We start from the raw sequence: 18,757 nt of genomic DNA on the forward strand, positions 1-18,757 counted from the left end.
CAATACCATGAAAATGATTACCGCCATCATCAAGCCCTTCAAGCTCGACGAAGTGCGTGAAGCGCTGTCGGAAATCAACGTGCAAGGCATGACGGTGACCGAAGTGAAGGGTTTCGGTCGCCAGAAGGGTCACACCGAGCTGTACCGTGGCGCCGAGTACGTTGTCGATTTCCTGCCCAAGATCAAGATCGAAGCCGCCGTCGACGATGCCATCGTCGACCAGGTGATCGATGCGATCCAGGGCGCCGCCCGCACCGGCAAGATCGGTGACGGCAAGATCTTCGTGGCCGACCTGACCCAGGTCATCCGTATCCGTACCGGCGAGACCGGCAACGACGCACTGTAAGAAGGAAAGTGTTCATGAAGCATATAACGACAAAAATCCTGACCGCCATGCTGGGCCTGGGCCTGGCCCTCCCGGCCATGGCGGCGCCGTCCATCAACAAAGGGGATACCGCCTGGATGTTCGTTGCCACCCTGCTGGTCATCATGATGGTGATCCCGGGCCTGGCGCTGTTCTACGGCGGTATGGTGCGTGCCAAGAACATGCTGTCGGTGCTGATGCAGGTCATGATGGTGTTTTCGCTGATCATCGTGCTGTGGTGCCTGTACGGCTACTCGCTGGCGTTCACCTCGGGTAACGCCTTCATCGGCGGCTTCGACCGCGCCTTCCTGCAAGGCATCTGGGACCCGGTCGCCGGCACCTTCTCGATGGGCGCCACCTTCACCAAAGAGGTGATGATCCCCGAGTTCATCTTCGTCGCCTTCCAGGGCACCTTCGCCGCCATCACCTGCGCGCTGATCGTCGGCTCGTTCGCCGAGCGCGCACGCTTCGCGGCGGTGCTGGCCTTCGTGGTGATCTGGTTCACCTTCGCCTACTTGCCGATGGCGCACATGGTCTGGTTCTGGGCCGGTCCTGACGCGATCACCGACGCCGCTTCGCTGGCCACCGTCAGCGCCGGCGCCGGCTACCTGTGGCAGCAGGGCGCGCTCGACTTCGCGGGCGGCACCGTGGTGCACATCAATTCCGCGGTTGCCGGCCTGGTCGGCGCTTACGTGATCGGCAAGCGTGTCGGCTACGGCAAGGAATCGATGGCCCCGCACTCGCTGCCGATGACCATGGTCGGCGCCTCGCTGCTGTGGGTCGGCTGGTTCGGCTTCAACGCCGGTTCGGCGCTCGAAGCGGGCGACATCGCGGCGCTGGCCTTCATCAACACCCTGCTGGCGACCGCCGCCGCCACCGTGGCGTGGGCGGCCGGCGAATGGCTCTTCAAGCGCAAGCCGTCGATGCTGGGCGCCGCCTCCGGCGCCATCTCGGGCCTGGTGGCAATCACCCCGGGCGCCGGTTTCGTCGGTCCGATGGGCGCCTTGGTCATGGGCCTGCTGGCTGGTATCATCTGCCTGTGGGGCGTGACCGGCCTGAAGCGCATGCTGCGCGCCGACGATTCGCTCGACGTGTTCGGCGTGCACGGCGTGGGCGGCATCCTGGGTGCGCTGCTGACCGGCGTGTTCGCGGCGCCGTCGCTGGGCGGCCAGGGCGTGTGGGACTACACCACCAATGCCATGGCCACCGGCTACTCGATCGGCAGCCAGGTACTGGTGCAGGCGCACGGCGTGGTCGTGACCATCGTCTGGTCGGGCATCGTCGCCTTCATCGCCTTCAAGCTGGTCGATATCGTGATCGGCCTGCGCGTGCCTGAAGACGAAGAGCGCGAAGGCCTGGACATCACCAGCCACGGCGAATCGGCGTACCGTTACTGATATAGCCCAGCAGCACTAGCACGTTAGCAGCAAGCACGTCGTCCCCGCGCAGGCGGGGACCCAAGTTGCCAGCATGGCGGCTACGTTATAACGTAGTGCCAGTGCAAATAACCTTGGGTCCCCGCCTGCGCGGGGATGACGTTTTGCGTTTCTGGCAACACCTCTTTAAAAAGGGCAGGTGCACCCCATATGACAGATCCAACTTAACAAATAACAAACGGCGCAAGAAGTCGCGCATAACAGGGAAAGCCACATACATGGTTCCGCACCTCGCCACCGCCCAGACCGGTCCTTTGCTCGACCTGGAAAAGAAAATCCTCGAAGCCACCCCCGCCATCGAGCGCTGGTTCCGGCTCGAGTGGCAGGAGCATACGCCGCCGTTCTATTGCTCGGTCGACCTGCGCAATGCGGGTTACAAGCTGGCGCCGGTCGACACCAACCTGTTCCCGGGCGGTTTCAATAACCTGCCAACCGAGATGCTGCCGCTGACGGTGCAGGCCGCCATGGCTGCGATCGACAAGTATTGCCCGGATGCGCGCAACCTGATCCTGGTGCCCGAGACGCATACGCGCAACCCGATGTACCTGCAGAACGTGGCGCGCCTGATGCAGATTTTCCGCCAGACCGGCCTGCACGTACGCCTGGGTTCGTTCTCGCCGGACGTCACCGAACCGACGCCGCTGGCCCTGCCTGACGGCAATATGCTGGTGGTCGAGCCGCTGGTGCGCTCGGCCAACGGGCGCCGCGTCGGCCTGGCCGATTTCGATCCCTGCACCATCCTGCTCAACAACGACCTGTCGGCCGGGATCCCGGCCATCCTCGAGAATGTGCACGAGCAGTCGCTGCTGCCGCCGCTGCATGCCGGCTGGGCGCTGCGCCGCAAGAGCAACCACCTGAAGGCCTTCGACGAGGTGGCCAAGAAGTTCGGCAAGCTGATCGACATCGATCCGTGGCTGGTCAATCCGCTGCACAGCAAGTGCGGCGAAGTCGACCTGCGCGAGAACGTCGGCACCGAGGAGCTGGCCGACAACGTCTCGGCGCTGTTCTCGAAGATCAAGAAGAAATACAAGGAATACGGCATGAAGGAGCGCAAGCCCTTCGTGATCCTGAAGCCCGACGCCGGCACCTACGGCATGGGCGTGATGACGATCAAGGATGCGAGCGAAGTGCGCGACCTGACCCCGGCCCAGCGCGCCCGCATGTCGGTGATCAAGGATGGCGTGGCGGTGACCGACCTGATCATCCAGGAAGGCGTGCCCACATTTGAATCGATCGACGACGCAGTGGCCGAGCCGGTGGTGTACATGATCGACCGCTACGTGGTGGGCGGCTTCTACCGCGTGCACGCCGAGCGCGGCATCGACCAGAACCTGAATTCGCCCGGCTCGCAATACGTGCCGCTGGCCTTCGCCCAGCAGCATGCGGTGCCGGACCTGAAGGCCAAGCCGGGCACGGCGGCGCCGAACCGCTTCTATGTGTATGGCGTGGTGGCGCGGCTGGGCATGCTGGCGGCGTCGCTGGAAATGGAACGCACGGATCCGAATCCGGAAGTCTATTAAGCGAATCGGCGCGTTCAACCGAAGCACGCACTGCTGCATTGCGTCTGTAGGGTGGACGGCTCTGCCGTCCACCCTACGCCTCCTTGCGCACCACGTACATGAAGTGCGAACGCAACACGGGCGCCAGCGCCGTCAGCAATTCGGACACCATATACGGCGCCACGGCCAGCAGGCGGTGGATCGGCGGCGCCAGCACCAGGCTGCGGTAGCGCTGCCCGCTCCCCGGCCACCATTCCTGCAGCTCGCCCCGGGTGACCTTGCGCACATTGCGGTTGCGCGGGTTGTCGTAGCGAAAATCAAACACCAGGCACCAGCCTCCCGGGCGCAGCGCGCGCCACATCTGGGCGGCCAGCTCGCGCCGCAGGGCCGGATCGAGCACCGAAGAAAATACCGTCAGCGCGGTGACCAGGTCGTAGCTCGCCGGCGGCAGCGCGTCGAGCGTGCCCAGGTGCCAGCGCACGCCGTGCGCCGTACATCGGCGTGCATGGTCGAGCCGGTCTTTTTGCAGTTCGGTGCCGGTGAGATTGGCCGGAGAGGCGCCCCAGTCGATCATCTGGCGCAGGAAGCCGCCGGTGCCGCAGCCGACGTCCAGCACTTGCACGCTTGATAAATCCGGGCCGACCGTGCAGGACAGCAGGTCGGCGAAGCCGCGCGCGCGCGCCGCCACCTGCTGCAGGATCTCGGGCCGATGCCAGGCATAGCGCGCCAGCGCCGCCCCGCCATGCCAGTTGCGGTAGACGTCTTCGATGCGCTCCTGCTCGGCCTGTTGGCTTGGTTGGGTATCCATGCCCTCATGTTCTCGCGCGATTGTATTGACACGATTGAGCTGTCTCAGTCGCGTTGCGTGATACCTGACAAATTGCTGCAGTGTGTTTCCGGGTGTGAGTGGATGAGGGTCCGGTCCGCGAGTTTCTACAATTCGGGCTAAAATCAGGCATTACTTCGAATGGACGCCCCATGAAAATCGCCTTTCTCGCCGACCCTCTGTCCGGATTCAAGATCTACAAGGATTCGACCTTCGCCATGATGCGCGAGGCGGCGCGGCGCGGCCATGCCATCTACCACTTCGAGCAGCGCGATATGGTGCTCGAGGAAGGCGTCGTCAGCGCGCGCGTGGCGCAGATCCACCTCACCGGCGACGCCGACGCGTGGTACCGACTTGACCCGGCCGTCGACGTGAACCTGGGCGAATTCGACGCCATCCTCGAACGCAAGGATCCGCCGTTCGACATGGAATATGTGTATGGCACCTATCTGCTGGAACTGGCCGAGCGCCAGGGTGCGTGCGTGATCAACAGCCCGCGCGCGATCCGCGACCACAACGAGAAGATGGCAATCGGCCAGTTCAGCGAACACACTTCGCCGACCCTGGTCACGTCCGACGCGGCGCGCCTGCGCGCCTTCCACGCCAAGCACACCGACGTGATCTTCAAGCCGCTGGACGGCATGGGCGGCGCCGGCATCTTCCGCGTGAAAAGCGATGGCCTGAACCTGGGGGCGATCATCGAGACCCTCACCGACAACGGCCGCAACACCATCATGGCCCAGAAGTTCATTCCGGCCATCGAGAAGGGCGACAAGCGGGTGCTGGTCATCGGCGGCAAGCCGGTGCCTTTCGTGCTGGCGCGCATCCCGCAAGGCGGCGAAGTGCGCGGCAACCTGGCCGCCGGCGGCCTGGGCGTGGCCCAGCCGATCAGCCCGCGCGAGCGCGAGATCGCCGAGGCCCTGGGCCCGGTGCTGGCCGAGCGCGGCCTGTTGCTGGTAGGATTAGACGTGATCGGCGACTTCCTCACCGAAGTCAACGTGACCAGCCCAACCTGTTTCCAGGAAATCCAGGACCAGACCGGCTTCGACGTGGCCGCGATGTTCATCGACGCGGTCGAACAAAAGGTAAACAAATAACATCATGGTAGGCATCCTGCTCCTGACCCACGCGCCGCTGGGCCAGGCATTCATCGCGGCAGTGGCGCACGTGTTCCGCGGTCCGACCGAGCGCTTCGAGGCGATCGACGTGGCCGCCGACCAGGATATCGGCGAGGTCAATGGCCTCGCGCGAGAGGCGATCGCGCGCCTCGATGAAGGCGACGGTGTGCTGGTGATCACCGACGTCAAGGGCGGCACGCCGTCCAACTGCTGCAACTCGCTGGCCGACGCCGGCCACGTGGAAGTCATCGCCGGCATCAGCCTGCCGATGCTGCTGCGGGCGATCACGTACCGGCGCGACACGCTCGACGTGGTGGTCGAGATGGCGCTGGCGGGCGCCCAGAACGGCGCGGTGCGGGTGGATAACCGGATCAGGGTAGGGTAGGGAATGCCGTTGCGGTAGCGGTAGAGGTAGCGGTGCAGGCGCCGAGGGGCGCGATTCGACAAGTACAACGATAAAGCGAATATGATTCAACAAGAACTCGAGATCATCAACAAGCTGGGCCTGCATGCCCGCGCATCCGCCAAGTTCACGCAGCTGGCCGCCAAGTACCAGAGCGACGTCTGGCTGACCCGCAACGGTCGCCGCATCAACGCCAAGTCGATCATGGGCGTCATGATGCTGGCCGCGGGCAAGGGCGCCAAGGTGACCCTGGAAGCCGACGGCAAGGACGAGGAAGCCGCGGTCGCGGCCCTGTCCGCCCTGGTCAACGACAAGTTCGGCGAAGGCGAGTAATGCCGCGTGAAGCGGCATCTCGTTCAGGAGACGTCAGCATGGCCTCCTTCCTTCTCCATGGCATACCGGTCTCGCGCGGGATCGCGATCGGCCGCGCCCATCTGCTCACCCCCGCCGCGCTCGACGTCAAGCACTACCTGGTCGCCGACGACCAGGTAGAAAACGAAGTGCGCCGCCTGCAGGACGCGATCGCCGCCGTGCACCGCAACCTGCAGGAACTGTGGACCGACCTGCCCAAGGACGCCCCCACCGAGCTGGGCGCCTTCATCGACGTCCATGCCCTGATCCTGTCCGATCCGATGGTGTCGGAAGCGCCGCTCGACATCATCCGCGCGCGCCACTACAACGCCGAATGGGCGCTGGTGACCCAGATCGACGACCTGTCGGCCCAGTTCGACGAGATCGAAGACGAATACCTGCGCGAACGCAAGTACGACATCCAGCAGGTGGCCGAGCGGGTATTGAAAGTCCTGACCGGCACCGCGCTGAACGTGCCGCCGATCGTGCTCGACGACGACCAGCCGCCGCCGCAGATGATCGTGGTGGCCCACGACATCTCGCCGGCCGACATGCTGGCCTTCCGCGATCGCGATGGCGGACCGCGCACCTTCATCGGTTTCGTCACCGACGTCGGCGGCCAGAACTCGCACACCGCGATCGTCGCGCGCAGCCTCGACATCCCGGCCGTGGTGGGCATGGACCAGGCCTCGCGCCTGGTCGAGCAGGATGACTGGGTGATCGTCGACGGCGACGCCGGCGTGGTGATCTGCAATCCGAGCCAGCTGGTGCTGGAGCAGTACCGCGAGCGCCAGACGGCGCTGGCCAAGGCAAGAAAACGCCTGCTCAAGCTCAAGAAGACCCCGGCCGTCACCCAGGACGGCACCGCCATCACGCTGCTGGCCAATATCGAACTGCCCGACGATTGCCCGGCCGCGCTGGAGGCAGGCGCCCATGGCGTCGGCCTGTTCCGCTCCGAGTTCCTGTTCATGGGCCGCGGCGCCGAGGGCCTCAGGATTCCCGGCGAAGACGAGCAGTTCGAGCAGTACCGCAAGGCGGTGCTGGCGATGAAGGGCCGTCCGGTGACGATCCGCACGCTCGACGTCGGCGCCGACAAGCCGCTCGACCAGACCGACCAGACCGCGCTTAACCCGGCGCTGGGCCTGCGCGCGATCCGCTACTGCCTGGCCGAGCCGCAGCTGTTCCTGACCCAGTTGCGGGCCATCCTGCGCGCATCCGCTTTCGGCAAGGTGAGAATACTGATCCCGATGCTGGCGCATGCCTTCGAGATCGACCAGACGCTGAACATGATCGAGCAGGCCAAGGCCCAGCTGCGCGCCGAGGACGTCAAGTACGACGAGGGCATCGAGGTCGGCGCCATGATCGAGATCCCGGCCGCCGCGCTGGCGCTGCCGCTGTTCGTGCGGCGCATGGATTTCCTGTCGATCGGCACCAATGACCTCATCCAGTATCTGCTGGCGATCGACAGGGTCGATTACGAGGTGGCGCACCTGTATAATCCGCTGCACCCGGCCGTCTTGCAGCTGATCGCCTCGACCATCGCCACCGGCCACAAGGCCGGCCTGGACGTGGCGGTGTGCGGCGAGATGGCGGGCGACGTCAAGCTCACCCGCCTGTTGCTGGGCATGGGCTTGCGCGAATTCTCGATGCATCCGGCGCAGCTGCTGGCGGTGAAACAAGAAATATTGAATACCGACCTGGGCGCGGTCACCACCCGTACCCGGCGCATCCTGCGCGCGATGGAGCCGGGCGAGATCGCCAGCGCGGTCGAGCAGCTGCAAGCCCTCTGACGTTTTGGCGACGGCCCGCCCCCGGCCGTCGCAAGTAACACCACCGCACCACCCAACACTTTTGAATACCTCCATGGGATCTCTTGGACTAGTCACACCGCAGGCGATGCATTTCGCCGAGCCCTTGCTGCTGCAAAGCGGCGCCCAGCTCGGCGACTACACGCTGATGTATGAAACCTATGGCACGCTCAACGCCGACAAGTCGAACGCGGTGCTGATCTGCCACGCGCTCAACGCCTCGCACCACGTGGCCGGCCACTACGCCACGCCCAAGAGCGCCGGCTGGTGGGACAATATGGTGGGACCGGGCAAACCGGTCGACACCGACCGCTTCTTCGTCATCGGCATCAACAACCTCGGCTCCTGCTTCGGCTCGACCGGCCCGATGCATGTGAACCCCGCCACCGGCAAGCCGTATGGCGCCGCCTTCCCCCTGGTGACGGTGGAAGACTGGGTGGCGGCCCAGGCGCGCCTGGCCGACCGCCTCGGCATCGAGCAGTTCGCCGCCGTGATGGGCGGTTCGCTGGGCGGCATGCAGGCGCTGTCGTGGGCCATCATGTACCCGGATCGCCTGCGCCACTGCATCGTGATCGCCTCGACGCCGAAGCTGTCGGCCCAGAACATCGCCTTCAACGACGTCGCGCGCCAGGCGATCCTGACCGATCCGGACTACCACGGCGGCGACTTCTACGAGCACGATGTGGTGCCGAAGAACGGCCTCAAGGTCGCGCGCATGATCGGCCACATCACGTATCTGTCGAACGACGACATGGCGGAAAAATTCGGGCGCAAGCTGCGCAACGCGGCCGAAACGAATGACTACAACTTCGACTTCGGCATCGACTTCGAGATCGAATCCTATCTGCGCTACCAGGGTGACAAGTTTTCGGAATACTTCGACGCCAACACCTATCTGTTGATCACCAAGGCGCTCGATTACTTCGACCCGGCGCGCGAGCATGGCGGCGACCTGACGAAGGCGCTGGCCGGCACCAAAGCCCAGTTCCTGGTCGCCTCGTTCACCACCGACTGGCGCTTCTCGCCCGAGCGCAGCCGCGAGATCGTCGAAGCTTTGATCAGCAACCGCCGTCGCGTGAGCTATGCCGAGATCGACGCGCCGCACGGCCACGACGCCTTCCTGCTCGAAGACGCGCGCTATATGAACGTGGTGCGCGCCTATTACAACCGCATTGCGCTGGAGGTCGCATGAACTTCGACGACCTGAATACCTTGCGGCCCGACCTGGCCTTTATCGCCCACTGGGTGGGCGAGGGCGCCCACGTGCTGGACGTCGGCTGCGGCGACGGCGCCATGCTGCGCTACCTGGAATCGGGCAAGCGCTGCAGCGGCTACGGCATCGAGATCGCCGACGACAAGGTGTTGGAAAGCACCGCGCGTGGTATCAATGTGATCCAGCACGACATGGAAAAGGGCCTCGGCCTTTTCGGCGACAATACCTTCGACACCGTGCTGTGCTTGAATTCGCTGCAGATGATGCAGCACGTCGAGGCGCTGCTGCGCGATATCGTGCGGGTGGGCAGCGAGGCGATCGTCTCCTTCCCCAACTTCGCCCACTGGCCGCACCGGCTGGCGCTGCTCAAGGGCCGCATGCCGATGTCGCGTTCGCTGCCCTATAAATGGTATGACACGCCCAATGTGCGGTATGCGACGATCTACGATTTCCAGGAATTGGCGGTGTCGTGCGGCCTCGAAGTGCTGGAGTGCGTGGCGCTGGCCGATGGCGAGGTCATTAAATTCTTGCCGAATCTGCGCGGCAGCCTCGCGGTATTCCGCCTGCGCAAGAAGGCGACGCCAGCATTGTAATGACGCTTATGTGCGTTCGCGGCTTGAGCGGGGGCGGCAAATGGGCCATGATCCACGGCAATCCTGCGCGGGCGTGTTGCCCATTTTGAACAATTTCTGAGAGGATGGCGCTGCTAACAACAGCCTGTCGGTGACGAGATGATAAAACTGAAACGCCTTGCCCTTTGCCTTACCCTGATGAGCGCCACCGGCCTGGGGCTTGCCCAGGATGGCAAGCAAGTAGTCCAGGACGGTATCGCGGTCAAGCCGCTGTCGCGCATGCGCGTGCTGGCCCCGGAAGAGCAGGTCAACGAGGCCGCACGCCAGCAGTACACCGAAATGGTGGGCGAGGCCAAGCAGAAGGGCGTGCTGGCGCCGGAAGGCGACCCGCAGCTCAAGCGCCTGCGCGTGATCGCCCAGCGCATCATCCCGCAGACCACGCGCTGGAATCCAGCCGCGAGCAAGTGGGAATGGCAGGTCAACCTGTTCAAGTCCGACCAGGTGAACGCTTTCTGCATGCCGGGCGGGCGCATCGGCTTCTATACCGGCATCATCGAGCAGCTGAACCTGAACGACGACGAAGTGGCGGCCGTGATGGGCCACGAGATCGCGCACGCGCTGCGCGAACACGGGCGCGAGCGCCTGGCCAAGACCAATGTCACCGCGCTCGGCGCCCGCGTCGGCGGCGCGCTGCTGTCGGGGATCTTCGGCGTCGACCCCAACCTGACGGGCACCGCCGCCAACTACGCCGGCCAGTTCCTGGTGCTGAAATTCTCGCGCGACGAAGAACGCGAGGCCGACCTGGTGGGCCTGGACATCTCGTCGCGCGCCGGCTACGACCCGCGCGCCGGCATCGCGCTGTGGCGCAAGATGGCGGCGCTGAACCAGAGCGCGCCGCTCGAGATCTTCTCGACCCACCCGGGCGGCGAGACCCGCATCAAGGACATGGAAGCGCACATGAACGTGCTGCTGCCGCTGTACGCGCGTGCGAAAAACACGAGCGTCGCCAGGCTGCCGGCTTACCAGAGCACCGCCCTGAAGTGATGGCTTGATGGGTCGTGTCGTCGTCAAGGGCCGGCAGGCCGAAGCCAATGCCCATGTGCCGCTGCCGGTCCGCGACGGCGTCTCGCCCAGCTACCTGTGGCTGACCGAGACCCGCGCCGGGGGCATGCTGCGTTTTCTCTGTGAGCGATTCCCTGATGTGAGCCGCGAGGCCTGGGCCGCGCGATTGAACCGCGGCGAGATCGTCGATGCCACGGGAGCTGCCCTGGGCGTCGATAGTCACGTGCGCCAAGGCATGCGCATCTGGTATTACCGCGAGCTGGAACAGGCCGAGACGCCGATTCCGTTCCACGAGAAAGTGCTGTTCCGGGATGAGCACATCCTGGTGGCCGACAAGCCGCACTTCCTGCCGACCATCCCGACCGGGCGCTTTCTGAAAGAGACGCTGCTGGTGCGTCTCAAGCGCACCCACGTTCTGCCGCACCTGGTGCCGATCCACCGGCTCGACCGCGAGACGGCGGGCGTAGTGATCTTCTCGCACAATCCTGATTCACGCGGGGCGTATCAGTCGATGTTCCAGAAGCGGGTGGTGAGCAAGACCTACGAGGCGCTGGCGCCGACGATGCCGGGACGCGAGTTTCCGTTTACCTACCGCAGCCGCATGCAGGATGCGGAGCAGTTCTTCGTCAGCGAAGAAGTGGAGGGCGAGCCGAATTCGGAGACGCTGATCGAGGTGATCGAGCAGCGTGGCGACCTGGCACGCTATCGCCTGCATCCGCACACGGGCCGCAAGCATCAGCTGCGGCTGCATCTGTCGCGGCTCGGCGCGCCGATCGTAAACGACGCCTTTTATCCGGTGGCGCTGCCGTGCAAGGGCGACGATTTTCGATCGCCGCTGCAGCTGCTGGCGCGCTCGATCGCCTTCGACGATCCCTTGTGCGGCCAGCGGCGCAGCTTCGACAGCCAGTTCAGCCTGGACTGGCCTGACTAGCGTTCGTAGTCGATGATCAGCGGCGCGTGGTCGGAGAACTTGACGTCCTTGTAGACCGACACGGTCTTGGCGCACTTGGCGATGCCCGGGGTGGCGACGTGGTAGTCGATGCGCCAGCCCACGTTCTTGGCATAGGCCTGGCCGCGGTTGCTCCACCAGGTGTATTGCTCGGGACGCGGGTCCAGGCCGCGGTGCACGTCGACCAGGCCCAGCTCATCGAAGATGCGCGTCATCCAGGCGCGCTCCTCGGGCAGGAAGCCCGAGTTCTTCAGGTTGCCCTTCCAGTTCTTGAGGTCGATCTCCTGGTGGGCGATGTTCCAGTCGCCGCAGATCACGATTTCGCGGCCCTCGGCCTGCAGCTCCTGCAGGTGCGGCAGGAAGACTTCCATGAAGCGGAACTTGGCCAGCTGGCGCTCGGGCGACGAGGAGCCCGACGGCGCATACAGCGAGATCACGGTCAGGTCGCCGAAGTCGCAGCGCGTATAGCGGCCCTCGGCATCGAACTCGACGCAGCCGAAACCGATGCGGTGCTTGTCCGGGGCGGTGCGGCTGTAGACGCCGGTGCCCGAATAGCCCTTCTTCTCGGCGTAGTGGAAGTGGCCGTGGTAGCCGTGCGGGCGCAGGAAGTCCTCGGTCATGTCGGCTTCCTGGGCCTTGAGCTCTTGGACGCAGATATAGTCGGCATCTTGCGTGGCGAGCCACTCGAAGAAGCCCTTCTTGTGGGCGGAACGGATGCCGTTCAGGTTCGCGGAAATAATTCGTGGCATGGTGATGGTAAGACTGTCATGGATCAGCGGACTTCAATAGACATCCGGCAACTAGCTGGACAGTGTAGCGCGTTTTTGAACCGGTCGTCATGCCTGAGAACTGTTGCGTATATGCAGTAGGGGCCGTGATGAGAGGCAACGATCTGTTACACTAGGCATTCTCCTCCATCGCACGCCGCGCCATTCCTGACGCTGGATTGCCACCTTCCCAAGTCCATGAACACTGACAAACCGCTACTCGCGGGCATCGTCGATTCCGGCGCCTGCCTGCACGCCGCATCGAACGCCGAGCTGGCCGACTTCGTGGAAAATGCCGTCGAGGGCCTGCACCGGGTGGGCCCGGACGGCACCATCCTGTGGGCCAACCGCGCCGAATTGCAGCTGCTCGGCTATGCGTGGGACGAATACGTCGGCCACCACATTGCCGACTTCCACGCCGATCCGGCCACGATCGACTACATCCTGACCACCCTGCTGTCGGGCGGGGCGCTGTACGACCAGCCGGCGCGGCTGCGCTGCAAGGACGGCTCGATCAAGCACGTGCTGATCCACTCGAACGGGCATTTCGAGAATGGCCAGCTGCGCTACACCCGCTGCTTCACGCGCGACGCGACCGAGCGGCACGAGCGCGACGTGGCGTTGGCCCAGCGCGACGCGATGCTGCTGAACGCGCCGGTGGCGGCGGCCCTCTTGATGGGGCCCGAGCTGCGCTTCCACCTCGTCAATCGCCGCTACTGTGAGCTGGTCGGCTGCGACAAGTTGGTCGGACGCACCTTCGGCGAGGCTTTCCCGCGCCTGGCCGGCAGCGGCGTGGCCGAGCGCATCGCACACGTGTTCGCCACCGGCGAGCCGTATCACGCGGAAGAACTGGCCTTGAGCCGCCTTGACCTCCGGGGCCAGCCCGAAGAGCGCTACTTCAAGTTCAGCCTGGAGCCGTTGACCGGCGTGGATGGCCGGCCGGATGGCGTGATCGTGGTCGCGGTCGAGGTGACGGAACACGTGCGCAGCCGCCAGGCGATCGAGCGCGCCCACCGCGAGCGTGAGCAGCTGCTGGTGGACCTGGGCGCGGCCAGCCAGGCCAAGGACGAGTTCCTGGCCATGCTCGGCCACGAGCTGCGTAATCCGCTGTCGCCGATCGTCACCGCGCTGCAGCTGATGCGCATGCGCGGCGATGGCGCGCACGGCCGGGAGGGCGAGATCATCCAGCGCCAGGTGGACCACCTGGTGCGGCTGGTGGACGACCTGCTCGACGTCTCGCGCGTCACGCGCGGCAAGATCGAGCTCAAGATCGAGCGGGTCGAGCTGGCGCGGGTGATCGACAAGGCGGTCGAGATGGCGAGCCTGCTGATCGAGCAGCGCCGCCATCAATTGCAGGTCGAGATCGAGCCCGGCCTGGTGTGGGAAGGCGATCCGGTGCGGCTGGCGCAGGTGGTGTCGAACCTGCTGACCAATGCGGCGCGCTATACCGAGCCGGGTGGCAGGCTGTGGCTGCGCGTACGGCGCATACTGCACGACGGTCTCGATGCGGTCGAGATCAGCGTGCGCGACACCGGCATCGGCCTCGCGCCCGAGGTGCGCGAGCAGGTGTTCGAGCTGTTCTTTCAGGGCAAGCGCAGCATCGACCGCGCCGAAGGCGGGCTTGGGATCGGGCTGGCGCTGGTGAAGAACATCGTCGAGCTGCATGGCGGCAGCGTCCATGCGCACAGCGAGGGACGAGGCCTGGGCAGCGAGTTCGTGGTGCGCCTGCCGCTATGCAGCGCAGTCCTGACGCCGGCGCCAGCCGAACCGGCGCCGGCGGCGCTGCCGGGCGTTGCGCCGCAGCGCGTGCTGCTGGTGGACGACAATGCCGACGGCGCCGACACGCTGGGCCGCCTGCTGCGCGCGCACGGCCACACGGTCGAGGTGTACCACGACCCGGTCGGCGCGCTGGCGGCGGTCGATCGCTTCCGGCCAGACCTGACCTTGCTCGACATCGGCCTGCCGGTGCTGGACGGCTACCAGCTCGCCGCGCGTATCCGCGCCCTGCCTGGAGGACAAGGCTGCCGCCTGGTGGCGCTGAGCGGCTACGGGCTGGCGGCCGACCATGCGCGCAGTGAAGCCGCTGGCTTCGAGCGTCATCTGGTCAAGCCGGTCAATCCGGACGAGGTAGCGCGGGTGGTCGCCGCCGACGCCGCGACGGATTAAAATAGCCGCTTTCGACATTCAGGGGAGAAGTATATGAGCGAACTGCGGAGCGACCTGCGCCAGCAATTCATCGGTTTTTCGGTCGAGGCCGAAGTATTGAGGTTCGGCCAATTCACGACCAAGGCCGGCCGTCTGTCGCCGTACTTCTTCAACGCCGGCCTGTTCCACGACGGCGCCACGCTGGGCAAGCTGTCCCAGTTCTACGCCCAGACCCTGCTCGACTCCGGCGTCGAATTCGACATGCTGTTCGGTCCGGCCTACAAGGGCATCACCCTGGCCAGCGCCACGGCCGTGGCCCTGGCCGCGAAGGGCCGCGATACCTCGTTCGCCTACAACCGCAAGGAAGCGAAGGACCACGGCGAGGGCGGCACCATCGTCGGCGCCAAACTGCAGGGCAAGGTCGTCATCATCGACGACGTGATCTCGGCCGGCACCTCGGTGCGCGAATCCGTAACGATGATCCGCGCCGCCGGCGCCGAACCGGCCGCCGTCCTGATCGCCCTGGACCGCATGGAGCGTTCCGGCAAGGACGACGACTTATCCGAACTGTCCGCAGTCCAGGAAGTCTCGCGCGAATTCAACATCCCCGTGATCTCGATCGCCAACCTCGAAGACCTGTTCACCTACCTCAACACCCACACCCAGGACCCTAGCCTGTCCCAGCACAAAGACGCCGTCGCCGCCTACCGCACCCGCTACGGCATCTAAAACAATTACCCAACAATTAGGGTCAGAGTAGATTTATTGGGCAATTCCTCAAAGTTGTCAAACAATTCGACTCTGACCCTAATTTAGATTTGCAGAAAGTCTTGCAAATTAATTAGGGTCAGAGTCGATTTATTGAGCAATTTTCTAGAGTTGCCAAACAATTCGACTCTGACCCTAATTATTTATTTGCTCCGCGGACTCGATTTAATTTCCTGATTCTACAAAAAGCGGGAGTCGTCTGAGCGCTTGAGGACTACGCCTAAAAAGCGTTGAGTCCAGAGAAATTCGAACCGTCTGAATAATGAGGGTCAGAGTCGAATTATTGAGCAATTTCTCGCGTGAGCTCAATAAGTGGGGACAGAGTGCGAGACCTGGGCAATTTCTTGCGCTTGAAAACAATGAGGGTCAGAGTCGAATTACTGGCAATTTTGGGAAATTGCTCAACAATTCTACTCTGACCCTCATTGTCGATGGGCTAGGGATTAGCCGGCGAGTTTTTGTTTTAGCAGTTCGGTGACTTGGGCGGGATTGGCTTTGCCTTTCGACGCCTTCATCGCTTGACCGATCAGGGCGTTGATGGCGGCTTCTTTGCCGGCGCGGTATTGTTCGACCGACTTGGCGTTGGCGGCCAGGACTTCGTCGACGATCGCTTCCAGCGCGCCGGTGTCGGAGATCTGCTTCAGGCCCTTCTGGTCGATCACGGTGTCGGCCAGCGCTTCATCGGTCGATTTGGCTTCCCACATCGCGGCGAAGACTTCCTTGCCGGCCTTGTTCGAGATCGTGCCGTCGGCGATGCGCTTGAGCAGGAGCGCCAGTTGCGCCGCGGTCACCGGGGCGTCGCCGATGTCCACGCCTTCGCGGTTCAGGGTCGACGAGACGTCGCCCATCATCCAGTTGGCGGCTGCCTTGGCGTTTTCCTTGCCGGCCTTCGCCACCACGGCTTCGTAGTAGCCAGCCATCGCCTTCGACGAGGTCAGGACCAGGCTGTCGTACTCCGGCAGGCCGTACTCGCCCGTGAAGCGCGCGCGCAGGGCGCCCGGCAGTTCGGGCATCTCGGCCTTCACGCGGTCGATCCAGTCCTGGCCGATCACGAGCGGCGGCAGGTCGGGGTCGGGGAAGTAGCGGTAATCCTGCGCGTCTTCCTTGGTGCGCATCGAGCGCGTCTCCTTGCGGTCCGGGTCCCACAGGCGCGTCGCCTGGATTACCTTGCCGCCGTCCTCGATCAGCTCGATCTGGCGCCGCACTTCGTAGTGGATCGCCTCTTCCATGAAGCGGAACGAGTTCAGGTTCTTGATCTCGCAGCGGGTGCCGAATTCCTTCTGGCCGACCGGGCGCACCGAGACGTTGACGTCGCAGCGGAACGACCCCTCCTGCATATTGCCGTCGCAGACGCCCAGCCACATCACCAGCGAGTGGAGGGCCTTGGCATACGCCACCGCCTCGTTCGCGCTGCGCATCTCGGGCTCGGACACGATCTCGAGCAGCGGCGTGCCAGCGCGATTCAGGTCGATGCCGCTCATGCCGGCATAGTCTTCATGCAGCGATTTGCCCGCGTCTTCCTCGAGGTGGGCGCGGGTCAGGTTGACGGTCTTGGTCTCGAGCTTGCCGTCCTTCTCGTAGGCGAAGCTGACCGTGCCGCCCTGGACCACCGGATCCTCGAACTGGCTGATCTGGTAACCCTTCGGCAGGTCGGGATAAAAGTAGTTCTTGCGCGCGAAGACCGACTGCGGCGCGATTTTTGCGCCGACCGCCAGGCCGAAACGGATCGCGCGTTCGACCGCGCCGCGGTTCAGCACCGGCAGCACACCCGGCAGCGCCAGGTCGACCGGGCTGGCTTGCGTGTTCGGCTCGGCGCCGAAACGGATCGAGCTGCCGCTGAAGATTTTCGATTGGGTCGTGAGCTGGACGTGATTCTCAAGACCGATGACGACTTCCCATTGCATAATAATTCTCTCTATTCTGTGCTAGCAGTGGCTGGACGCGTGGACGGCAGAGCCGACTCGGCGTCCCCGTCCATCCTACGGTGGGTGCGCGTCACACGCCTTCGGGCGTACGCTGGTGCCAGTCGGTCGCCTGCTGGTACTGGTGCGCGATGTTCAGCAGCTTCGCCTCGGCGAAGTAGTTGCCGATGATTTGCAGGCCCACCGGGCGCTTGCCGTTCTTGTCGCCTTCTCCGAAACCGCAGGGGATCGACATGCCGGGCAGGCCGGCCAGGCTGGTCGACAGCGTGAAGATGTCGGCCAGGTAGTTCGCCACCGGGTCGTTGGCCTTGGAGCCCAGGTCCCATGCCACCGTCGGCGCCACCGGTCCCATGATCACATCGCACTTGTCGGCGAAGGCGGCCTGGAAGTCGTCGGCGATCAGGCGCCGGATCTTTTGCGCCTGCACGTAATAGGCGTCGTAGTAGCCGTGGCACAGCACATAGGTGCCGACCAGGATGCGGCGCTTCACCTCGCTGCCGAAGCCTTCGGCGCGGGTTTTGCGGTACATGTCCTGCAAATCCTTGTACTCCGCAGCGCGGTGGCCGTAGCGTACGCCGTCGAAGCGCGACAGGTTCGACGAGGCTTCGGCCGGCGCGATGATGTAATAGGTCGGGATCGACAGCGCCGTCTTGGGCAGCGAGATGTCGACCAGGACAGCGCCCAGTTTCACGAACTGCTCGAGCGCCGCGCGCACCGCGCCTTCGACGTCGCTAGCCAGGCCTTCGCCGAAGTATTCCGACGGCACGCCGATGCGCAGGCCGGCCAGAGGCTTGTTCAGGTCGCGCGTATAGTCTTCGCGCAGATTGCCCTGTTCGACCGTGAGGCTGGTCGAATCGCGTTCGTCGAAGCCGATCATTTCGTTGAGCAGCAGCGCGCAATCCTCGGCGGTTTGGGCGATCGGGCCGCCCTGGTCCAGCGACGAGGCGAAGGCGATCATGCCGAAGCGCGACACGCGGCCATAGGTCGGCTTGATGCCGGTGACGCCGCAGAAGGCGGCCGGCTGGCGGATCGAGCCGCCGGTGTCGGTCGCGGTGGCGGCCGGCGCCAGGCGCGCGGCGATCGCCGCGGCCGAGCCGCCCGACGAACCGCCCGGCACGGCGCTGGCGTCCCACGGGTTCTTCACCGCGCCATAGGCCGAGTTCTCGTTGGCCGATCCCATCGCGAATTCGTCCAGGTTGACCTTGCCCAGGGTGACCATGCCGGCCGCCTTGAAGCGGTCGACGACGGTCGCGTCGAAGGGGCTGACGTAACCGTCCAGCATCTTCGAGCCGGCCGTGGTGCGCCAGCCGCGGGTGACGAAAATGTCCTTGTGCGCGATCGGCACGCCGGTCAGCGGGCCGGCCGTGCCCTGGGCCAGGCGGTCGTCGGCCGCCGCGGCCTGGGCCAGCGTCAGTTCGTGGTCCACGTGCAGGAAGGCGTTATGCCCGCTCGCGTCGATGCGGCCGAGGTAGTGGCGCGCCAGCTCGGTCGCGGACACCTGTTTCGAGTGCAGGAGCGCGGACAGCTCCTTGATGGTCTTGTTATGCATGTGCG

The 18,757-nt window shown here is 64.6% G+C and carries 17 protein-coding genes; 13 read left to right on the plus strand and 4 right to left on the minus strand.

Going from position 1 to position 18,757, the window contains the following annotated elements; all coding sequences use genetic code 11:
- Positions 1 to 7: 7 nt before the first annotated feature.
- The 3 genes from glnK to gshA all read left to right on the plus strand — a co-directional run bounded on the left by glnK (position 8) and on the right by gshA (position 3,320).
- On the plus strand, positions 8 to 346 hold the full coding sequence (gene glnK, locus SOM28_RS25555; RefSeq protein ID WP_109345130.1) for a P-II family nitrogen regulator: 339 nt from the start codon (positions 8 to 10) through the stop codon (positions 344 to 346).
- Between the two features lie 14 nt (positions 347 to 360).
- The gene (amt, locus tag SOM28_RS25560; protein ID WP_123071210.1) at positions 361 to 1,761 is read left to right on the plus strand and encodes an ammonium transporter; all 1,401 of its coding nucleotides are present in this window, start codon (positions 361 to 363) and stop codon (positions 1,759 to 1,761) included.
- Positions 1,762 to 2,018: 257 nt separating this feature from the next.
- Entirely contained in the window at positions 2,019 to 3,320 is a 1,302-nt protein-coding gene (gene gshA / locus SOM28_RS25565; RefSeq protein WP_123070764.1) for a glutamate--cysteine ligase, read from the plus strand.
- A 73-nt stretch (positions 3,321 to 3,393) separates the two neighbouring features.
- Here gshA and SOM28_RS25570 read toward each other — a convergent pair whose 3' ends face one another.
- Positions 3,394 to 4,107, minus strand: a complete 714-nt coding sequence (locus tag SOM28_RS25570; RefSeq protein WP_320469889.1) for a class I SAM-dependent methyltransferase — start codon at positions 4,105 to 4,107, stop codon at positions 3,394 to 3,396.
- A gap of 170 nt (positions 4,108 to 4,277) precedes the next feature.
- Between SOM28_RS25570 and gshB the strand changes: the two genes are divergently transcribed.
- From gshB to SOM28_RS25610, 8 genes are all read left to right on the plus strand, one after another.
- Entirely contained in the window at positions 4,278 to 5,222 is a 945-nt protein-coding gene (gene gshB / locus SOM28_RS25575) for a glutathione synthase (RefSeq protein ID WP_313171585.1), read from the plus strand.
- A 4-nt stretch (positions 5,223 to 5,226) separates the two neighbouring features.
- The gene (locus tag SOM28_RS25580) at positions 5,227 to 5,628 is read left to right on the plus strand and encodes a PTS sugar transporter subunit IIA (RefSeq protein ID WP_005667799.1); all 402 of its coding nucleotides are present in this window, start codon (positions 5,227 to 5,229) and stop codon (positions 5,626 to 5,628) included.
- Between the two features lie 81 nt (positions 5,629 to 5,709).
- Positions 5,710 to 5,979: an HPr family phosphocarrier protein gene (locus SOM28_RS25585; protein ID WP_005667800.1), complete on the plus strand. Its 270-nt coding sequence runs from the start codon at positions 5,710 to 5,712 to the stop codon at positions 5,977 to 5,979.
- A gap of 38 nt (positions 5,980 to 6,017) precedes the next feature.
- Entirely contained in the window at positions 6,018 to 7,787 is a 1,770-nt protein-coding gene (gene ptsP / locus SOM28_RS25590) for a phosphoenolpyruvate--protein phosphotransferase (RefSeq protein ID WP_320469890.1), read from the plus strand.
- Between the two features lie 73 nt (positions 7,788 to 7,860).
- Positions 7,861 to 8,997, plus strand: a complete 1,137-nt coding sequence (gene metX / locus SOM28_RS25595; protein WP_320469891.1) for a homoserine O-succinyltransferase MetX — start codon at positions 7,861 to 7,863, stop codon at positions 8,995 to 8,997.
- Positions 8,994 to 9,611: a methionine biosynthesis protein MetW gene (metW, locus tag SOM28_RS25600; RefSeq protein ID WP_123070759.1), complete on the plus strand. Its 618-nt coding sequence runs from the start codon at positions 8,994 to 8,996 to the stop codon at positions 9,609 to 9,611. The genes metX and metW overlap by 4 nt, the downstream gene beginning before the upstream one ends.
- Before the next feature lie 138 nt (positions 9,612 to 9,749).
- Positions 9,750 to 10,634: a M48 family metallopeptidase gene (locus SOM28_RS25605; RefSeq protein WP_123070758.1), complete on the plus strand. Its 885-nt coding sequence runs from the start codon at positions 9,750 to 9,752 to the stop codon at positions 10,632 to 10,634.
- A gap of 7 nt (positions 10,635 to 10,641) precedes the next feature.
- Positions 10,642 to 11,583: a pseudouridine synthase gene (locus SOM28_RS25610; protein WP_320469892.1), complete on the plus strand. Its 942-nt coding sequence runs from the start codon at positions 10,642 to 10,644 to the stop codon at positions 11,581 to 11,583.
- On the opposite strand, the gene SOM28_RS25615 is transcribed toward SOM28_RS25610, so the two are convergent.
- Positions 11,580 to 12,350, minus strand: a complete 771-nt coding sequence (locus SOM28_RS25615) for an exodeoxyribonuclease III (protein WP_123070756.1) — start codon at positions 12,348 to 12,350, stop codon at positions 11,580 to 11,582. The genes SOM28_RS25610 and SOM28_RS25615 overlap by 4 nt on opposite strands.
- Positions 12,351 to 12,566: 216 nt before the next feature.
- On the opposite strand from SOM28_RS25615, the gene SOM28_RS25620 reads away from it, so the two are divergent.
- Together SOM28_RS25620 and pyrE are read left to right on the plus strand one after the other, a co-directional pair.
- Entirely contained in the window at positions 12,567 to 14,534 is a 1,968-nt protein-coding gene (locus tag SOM28_RS25620) for a hybrid sensor histidine kinase/response regulator (protein ID WP_320469893.1), read from the plus strand.
- Between the two features lie 33 nt (positions 14,535 to 14,567).
- Positions 14,568 to 15,242, plus strand: a complete 675-nt coding sequence (gene pyrE, locus SOM28_RS25625; RefSeq protein ID WP_320469894.1) for an orotate phosphoribosyltransferase — start codon at positions 14,568 to 14,570, stop codon at positions 15,240 to 15,242.
- Between the two features lie 482 nt (positions 15,243 to 15,724).
- Here pyrE and gatB read toward each other — a convergent pair whose 3' ends face one another.
- Positions 15,725 to 17,188, minus strand: coding sequence for an Asp-tRNA(Asn)/Glu-tRNA(Gln) amidotransferase subunit GatB (gene gatB / locus SOM28_RS25630; protein WP_320469908.1), 1,464 nt, complete (start codon positions 17,186 to 17,188; stop codon positions 15,725 to 15,727).
- An 88-nt stretch (positions 17,189 to 17,276) separates the two neighbouring features.
- Entirely contained in the window at positions 17,277 to 18,752 is a 1,476-nt protein-coding gene (gatA, locus tag SOM28_RS25635) for an Asp-tRNA(Asn)/Glu-tRNA(Gln) amidotransferase subunit GatA (protein WP_320469895.1), read from the minus strand.
- Positions 18,753 to 18,757: the final 5 nt, after the last annotated feature.

It is taken from the genome of Massilia sp. CFBP9026 (assembly GCF_034045165.1).
GTDB lineage: Bacteria > Pseudomonadota > Gammaproteobacteria > Burkholderiales > Burkholderiaceae_D > Telluria > Telluria arenae.

Bases quoted from the DNA above. Each gene is read 5' to 3' on its own strand.
- glnK (WP_109345130.1), top strand. From the start codon at position 8: ATGAAAATGATTACCGCCATCATCAAGCCCTTCAAGCTCGACGAAGTG.
- amt (WP_123071210.1), top strand. From the start codon at position 361: ATGAAGCATATAACGACAAAAATCCTGACCGCCATGCTGGGCCTGGGC.
- gshA (WP_123070764.1), top strand. From the start codon at position 2,019: ATGGTTCCGCACCTCGCCACCGCCCAGACCGGTCCTTTGCTCGACCTG.
- SOM28_RS25570 (WP_320469889.1), bottom strand. From the start codon at position 4,107: ATGGATACCCAACCAAGCCAACAGGCCGAGCAGGAGCGCATCGAAGAC.
- gshB (WP_313171585.1), top strand. From the start codon at position 4,278: ATGAAAATCGCCTTTCTCGCCGACCCTCTGTCCGGATTCAAGATCTAC.
- SOM28_RS25580 (WP_005667799.1), top strand. From the start codon at position 5,227: ATGGTAGGCATCCTGCTCCTGACCCACGCGCCGCTGGGCCAGGCATTC.
- SOM28_RS25585 (WP_005667800.1), top strand. From the start codon at position 5,710: ATGATTCAACAAGAACTCGAGATCATCAACAAGCTGGGCCTGCATGCC.
- ptsP (WP_320469890.1), top strand. From the start codon at position 6,018: ATGGCCTCCTTCCTTCTCCATGGCATACCGGTCTCGCGCGGGATCGCG.
- metX (WP_320469891.1), top strand. From the start codon at position 7,861: ATGGGATCTCTTGGACTAGTCACACCGCAGGCGATGCATTTCGCCGAG.
- metW (WP_123070759.1), top strand. From the start codon at position 8,994: ATGAACTTCGACGACCTGAATACCTTGCGGCCCGACCTGGCCTTTATC.
- SOM28_RS25605 (WP_123070758.1), top strand. From the start codon at position 9,750: ATGATAAAACTGAAACGCCTTGCCCTTTGCCTTACCCTGATGAGCGCC.
- SOM28_RS25610 (WP_320469892.1), top strand. From the start codon at position 10,642: ATGGGTCGTGTCGTCGTCAAGGGCCGGCAGGCCGAAGCCAATGCCCAT.
- SOM28_RS25615 (WP_123070756.1), bottom strand. From the start codon at position 12,350: ATGCCACGAATTATTTCCGCGAACCTGAACGGCATCCGTTCCGCCCAC.
- SOM28_RS25620 (WP_320469893.1), top strand. From the start codon at position 12,567: ATGAACACTGACAAACCGCTACTCGCGGGCATCGTCGATTCCGGCGCC.
- pyrE (WP_320469894.1), top strand. From the start codon at position 14,568: ATGAGCGAACTGCGGAGCGACCTGCGCCAGCAATTCATCGGTTTTTCG.
- gatA (WP_320469895.1), bottom strand. From the start codon at position 18,752: ATGCATAACAAGACCATCAAGGAGCTGTCCGCGCTCCTGCACTCGAAA.